The sequence below is a fragment of the Rossellomorea aquimaris genome (assembly GCF_020172085.1).
GTDB lineage: Bacteria > Bacillota > Bacilli > Bacillales > Bacillaceae_B > Rossellomorea > Rossellomorea aquimaris_E.
Map to the genome: position 1 here is coordinate 907524 of NZ_JAIVAT010000007.1, position 15409 is coordinate 922932.

Annotated in this window: 16 protein-coding genes; 10 read left to right on the forward strand and 6 right to left on the reverse strand. The window is 45.1% G+C overall.

Going from position 1 to position 15409, the window contains the following annotated elements; genetic code table 11:
- Positions 1-63 precede the first annotated feature (63 nt).
- The 5 genes from LCL96_RS17310 to LCL96_RS17330 all read left to right on the forward strand — a co-directional run bounded on the left by LCL96_RS17310 (position 64) and on the right by LCL96_RS17330 (position 5201).
- Positions 64-1026 (forward strand): alpha/beta hydrolase, encoded by a 963-nt coding sequence (locus LCL96_RS17310; RefSeq protein WP_224943257.1) that lies wholly within the window; start codon positions 64-66, stop codon positions 1024-1026.
- A 12-nt stretch (positions 1027-1038) separates the two neighbouring features.
- Entirely contained in the window at positions 1039-2139 is a 1101-nt protein-coding gene (locus tag LCL96_RS17315) for a threonine aldolase family protein (RefSeq protein ID WP_224943546.1), read from the forward strand.
- A 229-nt stretch (positions 2140-2368) separates the two neighbouring features.
- A complete protein-coding gene (locus tag LCL96_RS17320) occupies positions 2369-3766 on the forward strand; it encodes an FAD-binding oxidoreductase (RefSeq protein ID WP_224943259.1) in 1398 nt (465 codons plus the stop codon).
- On the forward strand, positions 3763-4743 hold the full coding sequence (locus LCL96_RS17325; protein ID WP_224943261.1) for a bile acid:sodium symporter family protein: 981 nt from the start codon (positions 3763-3765) through the stop codon (positions 4741-4743). The genes LCL96_RS17320 and LCL96_RS17325 overlap by 4 nt, the downstream gene beginning before the upstream one ends.
- A gap of 92 nt (positions 4744-4835) precedes the next feature.
- Complete coding sequence (locus LCL96_RS17330) at positions 4836-5201, forward strand: PH domain-containing protein (protein ID WP_224943548.1); 366 nt, start codon at positions 4836-4838, stop codon at positions 5199-5201.
- Positions 5202-5328: 127 nt separating this feature from the next.
- Here LCL96_RS17330 and LCL96_RS17335 read toward each other — a convergent pair whose 3' ends face one another.
- From LCL96_RS17335 to LCL96_RS17350, 4 genes are all read right to left on the reverse strand, one after another.
- The gene (locus LCL96_RS17335) at positions 5329-6336 is read right to left on the reverse strand and encodes a FecCD family ABC transporter permease (RefSeq protein ID WP_224943263.1); all 1008 of its coding nucleotides are present in this window, start codon (positions 6334-6336) and stop codon (positions 5329-5331) included.
- Positions 6333-7340, reverse strand: coding sequence for a FecCD family ABC transporter permease (locus LCL96_RS17340; protein ID WP_224943554.1), 1008 nt, complete (start codon positions 7338-7340; stop codon positions 6333-6335). The genes LCL96_RS17335 and LCL96_RS17340 overlap by 4 nt, the downstream gene beginning before the upstream one ends.
- Positions 7341-7410: 70 nt before the next feature.
- Positions 7411-8331, reverse strand: a complete 921-nt coding sequence (locus LCL96_RS17345; RefSeq protein ID WP_224943273.1) for an iron-hydroxamate ABC transporter substrate-binding protein — start codon at positions 8329-8331, stop codon at positions 7411-7413.
- Entirely contained in the window at positions 8282-9127 is an 846-nt protein-coding gene (locus LCL96_RS17350) for an ABC transporter ATP-binding protein (RefSeq protein WP_224943275.1), read from the reverse strand. The genes LCL96_RS17345 and LCL96_RS17350 overlap by 50 nt, the downstream gene beginning before the upstream one ends.
- A 184-nt stretch (positions 9128-9311) precedes the next feature.
- Between LCL96_RS17350 and LCL96_RS17355 the strand changes: the two genes are divergently transcribed.
- Positions 9312-10361, forward strand: coding sequence for an NAD(P)/FAD-dependent oxidoreductase (locus LCL96_RS17355; RefSeq protein ID WP_224943278.1), 1050 nt, complete (start codon positions 9312-9314; stop codon positions 10359-10361).
- Between the two features lie 130 nt (positions 10362-10491).
- Here the strand turns inward: LCL96_RS17355 and LCL96_RS17360 are convergent, their stop codons facing one another.
- Complete coding sequence (locus tag LCL96_RS17360; protein ID WP_224943281.1) at positions 10492-11217, reverse strand: TerC family protein; 726 nt, start codon at positions 11215-11217, stop codon at positions 10492-10494.
- A gap of 177 nt (positions 11218-11394) precedes the next feature.
- Here LCL96_RS17360 and LCL96_RS17365 point away from each other — a divergent pair, with 177 nt between their 5' ends.
- Positions 11395-11772: a glyoxalase superfamily protein gene (locus LCL96_RS17365; protein WP_224943284.1), complete on the forward strand. Its 378-nt coding sequence runs from the start codon at positions 11395-11397 to the stop codon at positions 11770-11772.
- A gap of 49 nt (positions 11773-11821) precedes the next feature.
- On the opposite strand, the gene LCL96_RS17370 is transcribed toward LCL96_RS17365, so the two are convergent.
- On the reverse strand, positions 11822-12091 hold the full coding sequence (locus LCL96_RS17370; protein ID WP_224943287.1) for a hypothetical protein: 270 nt from the start codon (positions 12089-12091) through the stop codon (positions 11822-11824).
- A 231-nt stretch (positions 12092-12322) separates the two neighbouring features.
- Between LCL96_RS17370 and LCL96_RS17375 the strand changes: the two genes are divergently transcribed.
- Genes LCL96_RS17375 through LCL96_RS17385 form a run of 3 tightly spaced genes read left to right on the forward strand, consistent with a single transcriptional unit; the run spans position 12323 to position 15376 of the window.
- Positions 12323-13336 carry a tripartite tricarboxylate transporter substrate binding protein gene (locus LCL96_RS17375; RefSeq protein ID WP_224943291.1) on the forward strand — a complete coding sequence of 338 codons (1014 nt, stop codon included), beginning with the start codon at positions 12323-12325 and terminating at the stop codon, positions 13334-13336.
- Between the two features lie 54 nt (positions 13337-13390).
- Positions 13391-13849, forward strand: coding sequence for a tripartite tricarboxylate transporter TctB family protein (locus tag LCL96_RS17380; protein WP_224943293.1), 459 nt, complete (start codon positions 13391-13393; stop codon positions 13847-13849).
- A 12-nt stretch (positions 13850-13861) separates the two neighbouring features.
- On the forward strand, positions 13862-15376 hold the full coding sequence (locus LCL96_RS17385) for a tripartite tricarboxylate transporter permease (protein WP_224943294.1): 1515 nt from the start codon (positions 13862-13864) through the stop codon (positions 15374-15376).
- Positions 15377-15409: the final 33 nt, after the last annotated feature.

Sequence of the window (15409 nt, forward strand, 5' to 3'; positions counted from 1 at the left end):
ATGAATCTAGTATCTGATTCGGGTAAAATAATAGTAACGACTCTGTACGAAGGAGACCATGCCATGAAGAGGAAAATAGTGTGGATTGCAAGCAGTTTGCTATTGCTGTTTTTTATTGGTTTGCTCGTTGCCGGCAACTATTTCTATGATGTAGCCATTAACCGAAGCAATGAAGCGGTGGAACTTTACGGCGGCACAGAAGAAGCGGTTGAGGCGGTCAGTGCCTTGGAAGAGGAACAGGAGAAATTGAGAGATTTGCAAAACTGGACAAGTAAGCGGGATTTTCAAAAGGTTGAGGTGAAATCGGAGGATGGATTGACTCTCAGAGCCCAATATCTCGAAAACGAGTCACCAAATGGGAAAACGGTGATTCTTGCACATGGGTATAAGGGAAACAGCGAGCAAATGCCTGAAATAACAAGATTCTATTATGAAGAGGGCTACAATATCCTTAAGCCCGATGCCCGTGGACATGGTAAGAGTGAAGGAGATTATATCGGCTATGGCTGGGACGACCGGCTGGATGTGAAAAAGTGGATACAATTCCTGACCGATGAAAAAGGGCAGGACACCATCTTCCTACACGGGTTTTCGATGGGGGCTGCAACCGTGTTGATGACGAGCGGAGAAATACTTCCAGAAGAGGTCAAGGGAATCATCGCGGATAGTGGATATACAACTGTCGACGAAGAGCTTGCCCACCAATTGAAGTATCTTTATCGTTTACCGGCGTTTCCGATTATGGATATTACGGGTGTAGTGACCAAGGTGAGGGCTGGTTATTCATTTAAAGAGGCATCCGCATTGGAACAAGTTAAAAAGAACCGTGTGCCCCTTTTTATCATTCATGGGGACAAGGATGAGCTTGTCCCAACGGAAATGGCCCATCGATTGTACGAGGCAGCAGGCGGCCAAAAAGAATTATGGATCGTTCCCGGTGCCGGGCATACGGAAGGTTTCACGGTGGAAGAAGAAGAATACAAAAAACGAATCAAGAGGTTCATTGCCGGAGCGATGAAATCATAGAAGGGGAGAATGATGATGGGAGAAAAGCGATTATTTGAAGCCTATAAAAATGCTGCACATCCTTTACAGGGGCATGGGAAGAGGAATCTCAATGTATTGAAAGAGGCTCTGGAGCAGTTTGATGGTAATTTGGATAGCGACATATACGGATCGGGAAAGATCATAGAAGATTTTCAGCAGAAGATAGCGGATGACCTTGGTAAAGAGAGTGCTGTATTCTTTCCGAGCGGAACGATGGCACAGCAGATTGCCCTTCGCATTTGGTGTGATCGAAAAGGGGTAGACAGGGTTGCTTATCATCCCTTATGTCACCTCGAAATTCATGAAGAGGATGGGTTGAAGAAATTACACGGCATTGAACCGATATTGCTGGCCGATAAGGACCGGGTGATTGGTCTCGAGGATGTTGTAGGTTTGAAAGAAGAAATTTCATGCTTATTACTGGAGCTGCCTCAAAGGGAAATAGGAGGACAGCTGCCTGAATATGAAACCCTTGAAGCCATCTCGCGTTTCTGCCGGGATAACGGGATCAAGCTCCATCTGGATGGTGCGAGACTTTATGAAGTGCTCCCTTATTACAGAAAAACGGCAGCAGAAGTATGCGAGTTGTTTGATAGTGTTTATATTTCTTTTTATAAAGGGTTCGGTGGATTAGCGGGGGCAATCCTTGCAGGAAGAGCGGAATTCACGGAAGAATCCAAGGTGTGGAAGAGACGGCATGGCGGCGATTTAATCAGTCTATATCCTTATATTATCAGTGCGGACTATTATTTCGATCAACGTGTCGGGAAGATGGAGCAGTATTATGAAGGTGCAAAGGAACTGGCGTCTCATCTCAATGAATGCTCAGGTATCTCCACACTCCCAGAAAAACCTGTCTCTAATATGTTCCATGTACATTTCCACCTCCCGCAAAAGCAGATCGAGTCCATCTTGATCGACGTCTATGAACAAACCGGTATCGGAATAACCGGGTACGTGAAAGAAATAAGCGACAATGAATGTACATTCGAAGCAAGCATTGGAGATCAATACGAAAACGTACCCAAAGAAGAACTGAAAAATATGTTCACCCTCTTGAACCAAAAACTAACCCAACACAATCAATCATAATCCTGTGGTATCGGAGCAGCTCCGATACCATTTTTATTTGAGGAGGGACGGACCTAGCCAGAATCCCGGTATGGTAAGGATATGCCTGCTGAAATGCCCTTTATATAGGTCCGTCCCTCACGAAAGTCCTTAACATGTGATTCAGATTTATACCTTTTTACTATTGAAATATTCTGATTATTAGGTATAATTCGATGCATTATACATTTTTTTGAAGGGGAGAGGGCTTATGAGTGTGAAGGATAGTCGTTTATTGGATGAGTTAAGGGAGGTTGTGGGCAGTCATCAGGTGACAGTGAATGAAACGGTTTTGGATCAACATAGCAGGGACGAATCGTATCATACGCCGAGTCCCCCGGATGTGGTAGTGTTCCCTGAGAGCAGTGAGGACGTGAGTGCGATTGTGAAAGTGGCATCGGCTCATCAAATTCCCATCATTCCATTCGGGCTTGGAACGAGCCTTGAGGGACACGTGATTCCATATGATAAAGGGATCACGATTGACTTCTCCCAAATGAATAAAATTCTTGAGGTGAGGGAGAAAGATTTCCTCGTTAAAGTTCAACCCGGGGTGACGCGCACCCAGCTCAATAAAGAGTTGAAGAAATATGGCCTTTTCTTTTCAGTTGACCCTGGAGCGGATGCTACTCTCGGCGGAATGGCTGCGACGAATGCGAGTGGAACGACTTCTGTGAAGTATGGGGTCATGCGTGATCAGGTCCGTGATCTGGAGGTGGTGTTGCCGGACGGCGAAGTGATCCACACGGGGAACATGGCACAGAAATCTTCCTCTGGATATCACTTGAACAGTTTGTTCGTGGGATCAGAAGGAACCCTCGGGTGCATAACGGAATTAACCCTCCGCGTCTATGGCATCCCTGAACATATCGTGGCAGCACGGGCATCGTTCACTACTGTCGATGATGCGGTGGAGGCGGTCGTTTCCATTTTACAGGCGGGAGTCCCGATTGCGAGAGTGGAGCTGGTGGATGAGCCTTCCATGATACAGGTAAACCGGTTCAGTGACACGGATTATAAAGAAAAGCCTACGCTGTTCCTTGAATTTCACGGTAATGAAGCAGGTCTGAATCAAGATGTCGAGTTCACCAACGAAATCGTATCGGACCATCAATGTGAAGAAATCGTCTTTGAAACAGATACGGCCGCGCGGAACAAGCTGTGGGAAGCAAGGCATAATCTGGCTTATGCCTATGTGCATGGATATCCTGGCAGGAAACTGATGGTGACGGATGTCTGTGTCCCGATATCCGAATTATCCGGAGCCGTTCAGCACGCGCGGGAAAAGCTTGAAGAGCTGAAGCTGATCGGAGGGATCCTCGGGCATGTGGGAGATGGGAATTACCATACCTCACTCATGATCGACTTAAATGATCACGACGAAGTGAAGAGAGCCGAATTGTATAACGAGATGATTGTGGAATATGCTCTTGAGCGAAACGGGACATGTACGGGAGAGCATGGTGTAGGAGTCGGGAAGATGAAGTATCAAGAGCGAGAACACGGTGGAGCTTTAAAGGTAATGGAGAAGATCAAATTTGCACTGGACCCTGAAGGAATCTTCAATCCTCATAAATTGGTACATACAAAGAAGGAGGAATTAAGATGAAGCTGCTTGAAACCATCAGCAATCTGGCAGGAAAGTACTTTGCCGTCTGGGTCATCCTGGTAGCGGCCGTCGCTTACTTTGTTCCCGCTCCTTTTCTGTCGTTGGGGGCATATATTACGATTCTGTTAGGCGTCGTGATGTTCGGGATGGGGCTTACGTTAAAGCCTGTTGATTTTCAACTGGTGCTGAAGAACCCTCTTCCTGTCATCACGGGTGTCATGGCCCAGTTTCTTATTATGCCACTGGGTGCCTTTTTGATTGCCTATATACTCGGGCTGCCGGATGAACTGGCCGCCGGTTTGGTATTATTGGGCTCTGTTCCCGGTGGGACGGCATCCAACGTCATGGTATATCTGGCAAAAGGGAATCTGGCTTTATCCGTTGCCATGACATCTCTGTCAACGCTCTTGGCTCCGATTGCTACGCCCCTGATCCTTCTTGGGCTCGCGGGTCAGTGGTTGCCGGTCGACCCGGTCGCCATGTTCCTATCAATCGTTCAGGTCATTATCCTTCCTATCACGATTGGGTTGGTGATTCGAAAGCTCTTCCCGGGTACCGTTGAAAAAAGCCTGAATGTGATACCTTTAATCTCTGTGCTGGCGATCATCATCATCGTGTCAGCCGTTGTTTCGGCAAATGTTGAGAATATTGCCTCCTCCGGAGCGATTATTTTCACGGCCGTCATCCTTCATAATGTATTTGGACTTGGCCTCGGATATGGTACGGGTGTCCTTATGAAGCTGGATGAAGGAACGAGACGGGCCATTTCTATCGAAGTGGGAATGCAGAACTCCGGGTTAGGCGTTGCCCTAGCAAGCGCCCATTTCGGTCCCCTTGCTGCCCTGCCGAGTGTCATTGCTGCTGTATGGCATAATATTTCAGGGCCGATCCTCGCAACATTTTGGAGTAAGAAGCCTGTGAGGGAAGAGAGAGAAGAGGAGTATAGGAGAGAAGAAGTCAATGTAACGGTTAGATAGAAGTGGACGGGTTGAATACGTATTCCCTAAAACTGGATAATGAATCTGCTATACTTAAATGGAAGATACAAGTTTCATAGGGAGGCGTAATGATGGTAGAAGTAAAAAAGACTATGAGATTCACATTTTTTGAAGAAGTGGAGGTACCTCAAGAAATCTATACGATGTTAATCGACGGAGAAAAAGCGGAAGTTGCTTATAAAACCATCCGCGACGTAGCGGTCGTCACAAATAAACGAATCATGATAGCGGACCGCCAGGGGGTGACTGGAGAAAAAATCGAAGTGTATACGATTCCCTTCAAATCGATCATTCTCTACTCCAGTGAAAATGGGGGAGCCCTCGATATCGATGCCGAACTTGAATTATGGACGAAAGTAGGAAAAATGAAACTTAGCCTCAACAAAAAAGTGGACATCCGCAAACTCGATCGCCTGATTGCCACTCATATCCTATAAAAAAATGCTGCTCCCCGCCTGAATGTGGGGAGCAGCATTTTTTATTTGGAGGGACGGACCTCTCATATACACTCGCAAAGCGCGTCAACATCACATTCTTCCTTGAAAATCGAGGTCCGTCCCTCCACTACTTCTTCAGTAACAGGTACATGAAGTAGGGGGCGCCGATGAGGGCGATCATGATGCCGGCTGGGATTCCGTCGGGTTGGAGGATGTTTCGCCCTATGGTGTCTGCAAGGAGCAGGAGCCATCCGCCTAGTAAGATGGCGATCGGGATGAACAGTTGATTCCGTGGTCCCACCATTGCTTTCGCCATATGAGGGGCCATTAAGCCGATGAAGGCGATGCCTCCTGTGACTGAAACGGCAGAGGCGGCCAAAGCGACTGCTACAATCAGCATCGTGAATCGCTCACGGTTTATGGAGACCCCTACCCCAATCGAAACGGGCTCACTCAATCCCAATAGATTAAGCATCTGTGATTTATAAAGGGCAAAAGGGATCAAAATGATAAGCCAAGGGAGGATGGCCCAGATAAACGGCCAATCGGCACCCCATATATTCCCCGCGAGCCACTTGGCGATGAAATCAACTTTTGCACGTTCGGCGCTGGAGATCAGGATGATCATGAGCCCTGACAACGCCATGGAGAATCCCACTCCGACTAAAACCAGCCGAACGGGCTGGATCCCATTTCTCCTGCTGTATGAAAATAAGTAAATCAAGCAGGCTGTAACGAGTGCCCCCGCGAAAGCAACAATCGGAAGCAGATAGGCAAATGAACCCGCATCGATAGGGAAGAACAAAAAGAAGACGGCAATCGCTGCCCCAGCTCCCGAGTTGATACCGATGATACCGGGATCAGCCAGATCATTCCGTGTCATCCCCTGGAGGATGGAACCGGATAAGGCAAGGGCCATACCTGCAAGAATCGTGATGATGATCCTCGGTAATCGGATGGAAAAGAGGATGAATTCTTCCTTAAATGATCCTTCACCTAATAGAGTAGGGATGACCCTGCTAAATGAAACGGAAGAATAGCCCATTCCAATGCTGATAACGGCCGTTGCCCCAATAAGTATAAGTAAAGCGATAAGAAGCATACGCTGTTTTTTAATCAAATCCGGATGTATCATGAGAAACCTTTCCCTCCTTTATGAACGATGAACAGGAAGAAGGGCAGCCCCAGCATCGAAACGATCGCTGCCACAGGTGTTTCATATGGAGCATTGATCGTGCGTCCCAGTGTGTCTGCTAGAAGCATGAATGAAGCACCAAACAGGGAGGAGACGGGAATGATGAACCGATAATCCGTCCCAACGACTGCCCGGACCATATGGGGAATCATCAATCCGATGAACACCATATTCCCGACAAGGGAAACGGCGGCACCTGCAAGGAGGACGATCACGATGAAAAGAACCGTTTTGACAAATGCCGTACGCTGTCCCAAGCCTACCGCCACTTCCTCGTTCAAACTCAAGATCGTCAGCTGTCTGGAGAAAAATAAAGCTACCAAAATACCGATCATTATAAACGGAACGATCACGTGCAGCTGAGACCAGGTCGTTCCGATCATTCCACCTGCAGTCCACATAGAGACATCTTTCGATAACTTGAAAAATAAACCGATTCCTTCTGCTATGGCAAATAAAAAGGCAGATACTGCAGCTCCCGCCAGTACGATTCTAAAGGGGGAAAAACCGCCTCTTTTCATGGAACTGATCCCAAATACCATAAGGGCTCCGGCGGCGGCACCTATAAAGCAGGCAATCATGATTCCGTAATAGCTGATGGAGGGGATGAATGCGAGAGCGATTGCCAAGGAAGCATTCGCTCCTGCGGTTAAGCCCAGTAAACCAGGATCGGCCAGGGGATTACGCGTCATGCCCTGCATGATGGCGCCTGATACGGCCAGGGATGCCCCGACCACGATGGCAGCTACTTCCCTGGGGAAGCGGATTTCTTGAAGGATAGTGATTTTGTCTCCTTCAGCCGAGAAAGTCAAGGCATGCAACACATCCATCACCGTTGTCTCTGCAGCTCCAAATGTAACAGAAACCAAAAAGGCAGCTCCAAATAGGAGGGTTGCACCGATCAATTTATAAAAAAATGGAAATCGTTGATTTTGAGTGGTCATCATCCATCATCTTTTCTTTATAGAATAGTGAAAAGGGGAATTCTCATCATAAGAATTCCCCCTGTAAGAATTAATTGCCTAGAAATTTCTCTTTGAAGAAGTCCAACTGATAATCCAAAGTAAGAGGATCGTTAAAATAAAATTCCATCATATTCACTTCAAATACCTGGTTGTTCTTCACTGCAGGAATGTTTTTGTACGTTTCGGTTTCCATAAAGGAGTTATCTGCTTTAGGATCTTTACTTAAGATCAAATAGTCTCCCGCAAACTCGGGCATCACCTCAGTGGAAAGGGCGAAGTATCCAGGTTCCAAAGCTTGTTCTTTTACTTTTTCAGGCATATTCAAATCCATTTCTTGATAAAGGATTTCTGTACCGCGACCCCAATTGTTTCCGTATACGTATAACTGCTTATTAAAGCTTTCAATGACGGAAACGGTTGCATCTTCCCCGATTTTGGCTTTAATATCATCACCGGCAGTTTGGGCACGCTTTTTGAAATCATCGACCCATTGTTGAGCTTCTTTTTCTTTGTTTAATAGTTTCCCAATTTCGATGTGTTGAGTTAAATAGTCTACTTTTCCATAAGTGTATGTAACCGTAGGGGCGATTTCATTTAACTTATCGACATTTTTGATATTGGATAATCCAATGATTAAATCGGGATCGAGTTCGATGATTTTTTCCAGATTTTCGTCGGTTACTTCTTCAACCCCTTCGAGTTCCTTATCCCAGCGAGGATTCATCTTGGACCAGGAATCCACACCGACGAGATTTACATCGAGTGCCATCACGTTTCCGGCAAATGAAGATAGAACGACGACACGCTGTGGATCGGCCGGTACTTCAACGGGACCATTTTCTGATTGATAGGTAATGGTATCTGATGCTTTTTCTTTTTCTTCTGAACCTTCTTTTGATGTAGAGCTGTTGCTGCATGCACTAACGAGTAGCAACAGCAGAATAGTGAACGGGATCATCCATTTTTTCATATTTATTTTCTCCTTTTAGTAAGTTATATGTCATACACATTGGCTTATTTGTTCGAGGATCTCTTCCAATCTCGGCATCTATCTGGAATACTTTTTTCAATACATCATGGGTGATGACTTCCTCACATGTACCCGATTTTACGATTTCACCCTCCTTTAACGCTACAATATAATCGGCAAAACGGGCTGCCTGATTCAAATCGTGAAGGACCATGACGATTGTACGGTTCTGTTCTCGATTGAGCGTCTGCAATAGTTCCAATACTTCGAGCTGGTGAGCCATGTCTAAGTATGTAGTAGGTTCATCGAGGAAGATAATGTCCGTTTCCTGAGCGAGTGCCATGGCAATCCACACCCGTTGTCGCTGACCACCTGATAATGCATCCACTTCCCTGTATTTGAATTCTTGGGTTCCCGTTACATCAAGCGACCAGTTGATGACATCATAATCTTTTTTTGTCAATCGACCGATTCCTTTTTGATGGGGGAAGCGCCCATAAGACACTAATTCCCCAACGGTCAGACCGCTGGCACTTTCAGGTGTTTGGGGAAGGATCGCCAACTTTTTGGCCAGCTCTTTCGTGTTTCCTTTCGAAATGACTTCCCCATCCAGCACAACATTGCCGGAGTGGTGGGGGATGATGCGGGTAATCGCTTTCAGCAAGGTGGACTTGCCACACCCGTTGGACCCAATGATGGTGGTGATCTTTCCGTCCGGAATGTCGACGCTGAGATCCTTCACAATCAATCGGTCTCCGTATCCAATGTTTAATTCATCTGTATAGAGGCGAACCATTTTATGCCCTCCGTTTAGTAAAAGATAAGTTGATAATGATTCTCATTCTCGAACAATTTCAATACTATAATCCTTTTTTCTTAAAGTCAATAGAAAATTTGGTTGTCAAACTAGTGAAAAAGAGGTAGGATTTAATTGAGAATGATAATCAATTAGAATGAGGTTGTGTGAGGAGTGAACGAAAATGGATCATCAAGATGTATTTGATGTTACAGTCATAGGAGGCGGCCCGGCAGGTCTTTACTCGGCTTTTTATAGTGGTCTAAGGGAAATGAAAACAAAGATTATTGAGTATCAGCCAGCATTGGGTGGTAAAATCCATGTTTATCCCGAAAAAATGATTTGGGATGTCGGTGGACTTACTCCAATACCGGGTGCTCAGCTAATTCACCAGCTTGTTCAACAAGGTTTAACCTTCGATCCTACAGTTGTTTTAAATGAAAAAGTTGAGACCATTACACGTCAGGAAGATGGAGTATTCATATTGAAAGGCTCGTCAGGGCAGAAGCACTATACAAAAACGGTGATCGTTGCCGTCGGAAGTGGCATCATTACCCCTCAAAAACTTGATATCGAAGGGGCAAAACGGTTTGAGGTTACGAATTTGCATTATACCGTCAAGTCATTGAGAAGTTTCAAGGATAAAACCGTTGTGATTTCAGGTGGGGGAAATTCGGCGGTCGACTGGGCCAATGAATTGGAACCCGTGGCGAGGAAGGTGTACGTGACATATCGGAAAGATGCCCTTAACGGTCATGAAGCGCAGTGTGCCCAGCTAATGAACAGCTCCGCCACCTGTCTGTTCAATACCTCAATCACCAAGCTCATTGCAGCCAACGATCACCAGACTATTGACGGGGTCGAGTTGACCAATCATCAAACAGGTGATGTATCGCATTTATCCATTGATGAAGTCATTATCAATCATGGCTATGAAATCGATACAGAACTGCTGAAGAACAGCTCATTGGGAATTGAAATGATCGATCAGTACTACATTGCAGGGACTTCAAACAGTGAGTCGTCCATCAACGGACTATATGCAGCAGGAGATATATTAAAACACGATGGGAAAGTTAACCTCATTGCAGGAGCGTTCCAAGACGCCGCAAACGCCGTCAATAAAGCCAAACAATATATACAACCAGAAGCAGAAAGCTCCGCCATGGTATCCTCCCATAACGAAGTCTTCAAAACCAAAAACAAACAACTCGTTAAAGAGATGATGAAATAGAGGGACGGACCTCTGTTTTTGTGGATGAATCCTTTTATATCAAGAGTTTAGTAGTGAAACTAGAGGTCCGTCCCTCAAAACAAGTCCTCATGAAAAAAGATGCTTACCGAGGTAAGCATCTTTACTGGTTTTATGCGTTATACTGTTCAACATTCTTACTGTGACTTGATTCATTACGCTTGTTGGCAAAGTAACCTAAGAGCAAGATCAGGACCGTCAACCCAATGGTAATGATGGTGGTGATTGCTCCATGCTCTATATTTACCAGGTTTAAGAATTTCTCATCTGACACGATCATTTCTCCTGCTGTGTAGGCAAGGATCCCTGCTCCAAGGTATGCAATCCAGCGATATTTTTCGAGGATTTTTACAATGGCTTTTGATCCGAATATCATGATCGGAATCGAGATGAATACGCCAAGGGCGATCATGCCGATATGTCCATGCGCGGCACCGGCCACAGCAACGACATTATCAAGACTCATAGCGGCATCGGCAACGATGATGGTCATGATGGCCTGTCTAAGTCCGGTATGCGATTTGATATTGGCATCTTCTTCATCTTCAACGAGTACCTGATAGGCAATCCATAGAAGAAGGATGCCTCCGATAAGATGCACAAATGGAATTTGCAATAAATAAACAATAACGGCAGCAAATAAAATTCGCAGGATGACAGCTCCAGCCGTACCCCAGAATATCGCTTTGTTTTGGAGGTCTTTTGGTAATCTTCTTGTCGCCATGGCAATGACGATTGCATTATCTCCAGACAAAATGACGTCGATGGCTATGATTTTTAAAAGGGCAATGATTGCATCTGTCGAAATGGCAAGTCCAAGTGGAAATAAGAAATCCATATTAGTTCCTCCTTGTATAATCTATGAACGAAATACTAACTAATCTATAGTACCACAAATAATAGATTTATAAACTTCCAACATTTTAAAGATCCTTTTTCTTTATCCTTTAGAGGAAATTCGTGGTTAATAGAGAAAGTGACATGGAGGAGAATGAATGATAAAGGAGGAGCAGGATTGAGAGAAGAAATTCAATTTCATAAAACGATTCCGATCTTGAGAATATTTGATATTGAAAAGGCAAAAGAATTTTACATGGATATCCTTGAATACACTCTTGATTGGGAGCATGCATTTGAAACATCTTTCCCTCTTTACATGCAGGTGTCAAAGGGAAATAGCATTCTTCATCTTTCAGAACATCATGGAGATTGCAGTCCGGGTGCAGCCATTAGAATGGAAGTAGAAGGGATAGAAGAGTTTCTAACAGGCATTTTAAGAAAGAATTACCGGTTCGCAAAACCAGCAATAGAACATACCCCTTGGAAAACAAAAGAATTTCAAATAATCGATCCGTTTGGAAACAAGCTGATCTATTATCAAGAACTCACATAACATGAAAAATCCCCGACTCCATTTTAAGAGCCGGGGATTTTTTCGTTGATTAATATTGCGGGTAAGGCGGTGGATAAGGGTACGGGTAGGGATATGGATACGGTACTGGTACCGGATAGGGTCCCGGTGATGCCGCAGCTCCGACGGCCAGGCCTGTCACAGCACCTGCAGCGAATGGGTATCCACCGTGATGCCCCCAGTTCCAGCCATTATTCCAATTTCCTCCGTGTCCCCAGGAGGCATGCCCATGGCCATGGCCCCAACTGGCGTGACCTCCACCTCCGTGCACCCGACTATGCATACTCAATGGTAAATTCAATGTCAGTCTCACCTTTCTCAAAAAAGAGGAATTGCTACATCATATGTGGATTTTCCTTAAAGGGGATATAAAGTTTCACAGGATCACAAGGAAAAGCATTTCTCACGTGAACTTTATGAACAAAATACACAAAAGTTTTCTTTTGACGTTTATTTTCAATTTATTCTATTAAGTTTCGGAATTTTCTATAATGAAAGCGTTATCAAAAATATTCAAAGGGGGAGAAAATGAATGAAAAAGAAAAACGGTGTATTGGCTCTTATTTTATCAGGATTATTAGTCGCAACCACTGCATGCGGAAGCTCGGATTCTGCCAGTAATACTGAAACGGATGGGAAGTGGGCACCCTCAAAGCCGATTGAAGTCGTGGCTCCGGCAGGCGCTGGCGGAGGCTGGGATACAACGGCCAGAACCGTATCAAAGGTGATGGAAGAACAGAAAATCATTGACCAACGTATGGCTGTGGTCAATAAGCCTGGTGGTGGTGGATCTGTCGGCTGGTCCTATATTGATAGCAAAAAAGGGGATAATCATACAATGTTCGTGACATCTCCGCCAATCTTCTTTGTACCACTTAATGGGCAGTCTACATTATCGCATAAAGATTTTACTCCAATAGCGGGGGTGATTGCTGACTACGGGGCTTTTGTTGTAGATGCCGATTCTCCATACGATACGATGAATGATCTTGTGGATGCATTAAAGAAGGATCCGACATCTGTTTCAATCGTTGGTGTTTCTTCACCTGGAAGCATGGATCATATGCAATTCGTTAAGGCCGTTAAAGCAGCAGGAGTGGATGTGAAAAAATTGAAATATGTTTCCGCACAGGACGGTTCAGGTATGAGTATGCTCCTTGGCGGAAAAGTAGATGTCTATTCCACAGGACTTGCAGAAGCTTCTGAACAAGCACGTGCCGGCAAGGTGAAAGTTCTGGCTATCACAGCACCAGAACGCCTGGAAGGGGATACCGTATCAGATTTCCCTACGTTGAGAGAACAAGGGATCGACGATGAATTTGTTGTGTGGCGCGGTTTCCTGGGACCAAAGGATATGGATCCTGATGCCGTCGCCTATTATGAAAATGCGTTCAAGGAAATGATCGAAACGGATCAATGGAAGGAAATGCGGGACAAGTTTGGCTGGACGGATAACTATATGTCTTCTGAAGAGTTCAGTGATTTCCTGGATAAAGAATACAAGGAAATCGAAGCATTGATGGAGGAAATCGGCTTGAAAAAATAGAGGTGTTGGGAGCAGATTTCTCTGTTCCCTCCTTTCTTGATTGGAGTGAATCATATGAGAACCAAACCAGATCGCATCATATCAATTATTTTATTAGTATTTTCAGGGATCTATTTAGCTCTAAGTTATCAGCTTCCTGCATTTCCCTATGCCATCATAGATAGCGACGTGCTTCCAAAAGGGCTGGGATACCTGCTGATTGTATTAGCACTTGTCCTATTTTTTCAGGCAAAAGATGATACCGATGAAGATAAGAAAAGGCGATATGTTAAAAAAGAAGATGTCATCATTTTATTATCGGTGCTTGGAGCGCTGCTCATCTATATCTATTTATTAGAACCAATTGGATTTTTATTATCTACGATTCTGTTTCTGTTAGTGATCCCATTTGTCCTGGGGTTCAAGAAGAAAGTGACTACTGTATTAGTCGCCTTTCTCTTTTCAGGAATCATGTATTACTCATTTACCTATTTACTCAATATTACTTTACCACAGGGGATTCTACCCTTTTAGGAGGTGACCAGCATGATTGAAAGTATCTTATACGGGTTTCAAGTAGCCTTCACACCCGAGAACCTGTTTTTCGCATTTATCGGTGTTTTAGCAGGCACCATCATTGGCATGCTGCCAGGGTTAGGTCCAATCAGTGCCATTGCGATCATGATCCCACTCAGTTATGGAATGTCTCCCGCATCGGCATTGATTCTGATGGCGGGAGTGTATTACGGTGCCGTTTTTGGCGGTTCCACATCTTCGATTCTATTAAATGCCCCCGGGATATCGGGAACGGTGGCGACTGCGTTTGACGGATATCCCATGGCGAAGCAGGGGAAAGCAGGCAAGGCTCTCGCCATTGCCGCGATCTCTTCATTCGCAGGAGGAACGATCAGTGTCGTGGCCCTCATGCTCGTTGCCCCTTATATGGCGAAGCTTGCCATCACATTCGGTCCAACAGAGTATTTCGCCCTCATGCTGTTGGGACTGACTGCGATTTCGAGCTTATCTGAGGGATCGACGAATAAAGCACTGATCTCTGCGACAATTGGCTTGATGATCGCGACAGTGGGGATCGATCAGCAAACGGGAACGCAGCGATTTACGTTCGGAAACCCTGGTTTATTGGAGGGCATCGATTTTCTCATCATCGCACTGGGGCTATTTGCTCTTTCGGAAGTGTGTCAGCTCATCATTTCAAGGAATGAAAATTCGTTAAAGGGGAAGGAGGCAGTTGGTAGCTTAAAGCTGGAGAAGCATGAGTTGAAAGAAATGGCAGGTCCGATCAGCCGCCATTCTGTCCTTGGCTTTATTCTCGGGGTACTTCCTGGAGCAGGTGCAACGATCGCATCCTTTTTATCCTATATTTCAGAGAAGCGTTTATCCAAAGATCCATCTTCATTCGGAAAGGGAAATATTAAAGGGCTTGCTGCTCCTGAAACGTCTAATAATGCCGCAACAAGCGGCGCCTTTGTTCCTTTATTGACATTAGGGATACCGGGATCGGGAACCACTGCTGTCCTACTTGGAGCCTTATTGGTTGTAGGGGTGCAGCCGGGACCATTGATGCTGCAGGATCACCCGGATGTTTTCTGGGGAGTCATCGCCAGTATGTATATAGGGAATCTCTTTCTTTTAGTTCTAAACCTTCCACTCATACCAATATTGGCGAAAATCCTATATATTCCTAAACAACTGTTAATTGCCTTGATTATCGTGTTCTGCCTAATCGGGGTGTATGCCGTCAGCTTTAACACATTTCATTTATACCTTCTTGTCGGGTTCGGTGTGCTGGGCTATTTATTGAAAATGTTCAAGTTTCCTGCACCGCCATTTATTCTTGCGTTTATATTGGGTGGGATGATGGAGCAATCATTCCGGCAGGCGATGACGATTTCAAACGGTTCATACAGTGTATTTTTTCAAAGCAATATCACCATCGGGTTACTGGTTGTTTCATTCCTCTCCCTGGTTCTTCCGACTGTTGTAGGATTAAGGAAAAAAGGAAAGCCCGCTGAGTACAAGGAGTTAAAGAAAGAGGCTTGATCATGGAAAAAGCAGTGTGTCGACACACTGCTT

Coding starts and splice junctions, on each gene's coding strand:
- LCL96_RS17345 (WP_224943273.1), bottom strand. CDS start 8,331: ATGAAAAAATGGATGATCCCGTTCACTATTCTGCTGTTGCTACTCGTT.
- LCL96_RS17380 (WP_224943293.1), top strand. CDS start 13,391: ATGAGAACCAAACCAGATCGCATCATATCAATTATTTTATTAGTATTT.
- LCL96_RS17355 (WP_224943278.1), top strand. CDS start 9,312: ATGGATCATCAAGATGTATTTGATGTTACAGTCATAGGAGGCGGCCCG.
- LCL96_RS17315 (WP_224943546.1), top strand. CDS start 1,039: ATGATGGGAGAAAAGCGATTATTTGAAGCCTATAAAAATGCTGCACAT.
- LCL96_RS17330 (WP_224943548.1), top strand. CDS start 4,836: ATGGTAGAAGTAAAAAAGACTATGAGATTCACATTTTTTGAAGAAGTG.
- LCL96_RS17335 (WP_224943263.1), bottom strand. CDS start 6,336: ATGATACATCCGGATTTGATTAAAAAACAGCGTATGCTTCTTATCGCT.
- LCL96_RS17350 (WP_224943275.1), bottom strand. CDS start 9,127: ATGGTTCGCCTCTATACAGATGAATTAAACATTGGATACGGAGACCGA.
- LCL96_RS17385 (WP_224943294.1), top strand. CDS start 13,862: ATGATTGAAAGTATCTTATACGGGTTTCAAGTAGCCTTCACACCCGAG.
- LCL96_RS17310 (WP_224943257.1), top strand. CDS start 64: ATGAAGAGGAAAATAGTGTGGATTGCAAGCAGTTTGCTATTGCTGTTT.
- LCL96_RS17325 (WP_224943261.1), top strand. CDS start 3,763: ATGAAGCTGCTTGAAACCATCAGCAATCTGGCAGGAAAGTACTTTGCC.
- LCL96_RS17320 (WP_224943259.1), top strand. CDS start 2,369: ATGAGTGTGAAGGATAGTCGTTTATTGGATGAGTTAAGGGAGGTTGTG.
- LCL96_RS17340 (WP_224943554.1), bottom strand. CDS start 7,340: ATGACCACTCAAAATCAACGATTTCCATTTTTTTATAAATTGATCGGT.
- LCL96_RS17360 (WP_224943281.1), bottom strand. CDS start 11,217: ATGGATTTCTTATTTCCACTTGGACTTGCCATTTCGACAGATGCAATC.
- LCL96_RS17375 (WP_224943291.1), top strand. CDS start 12,323: ATGAAAAAGAAAAACGGTGTATTGGCTCTTATTTTATCAGGATTATTA.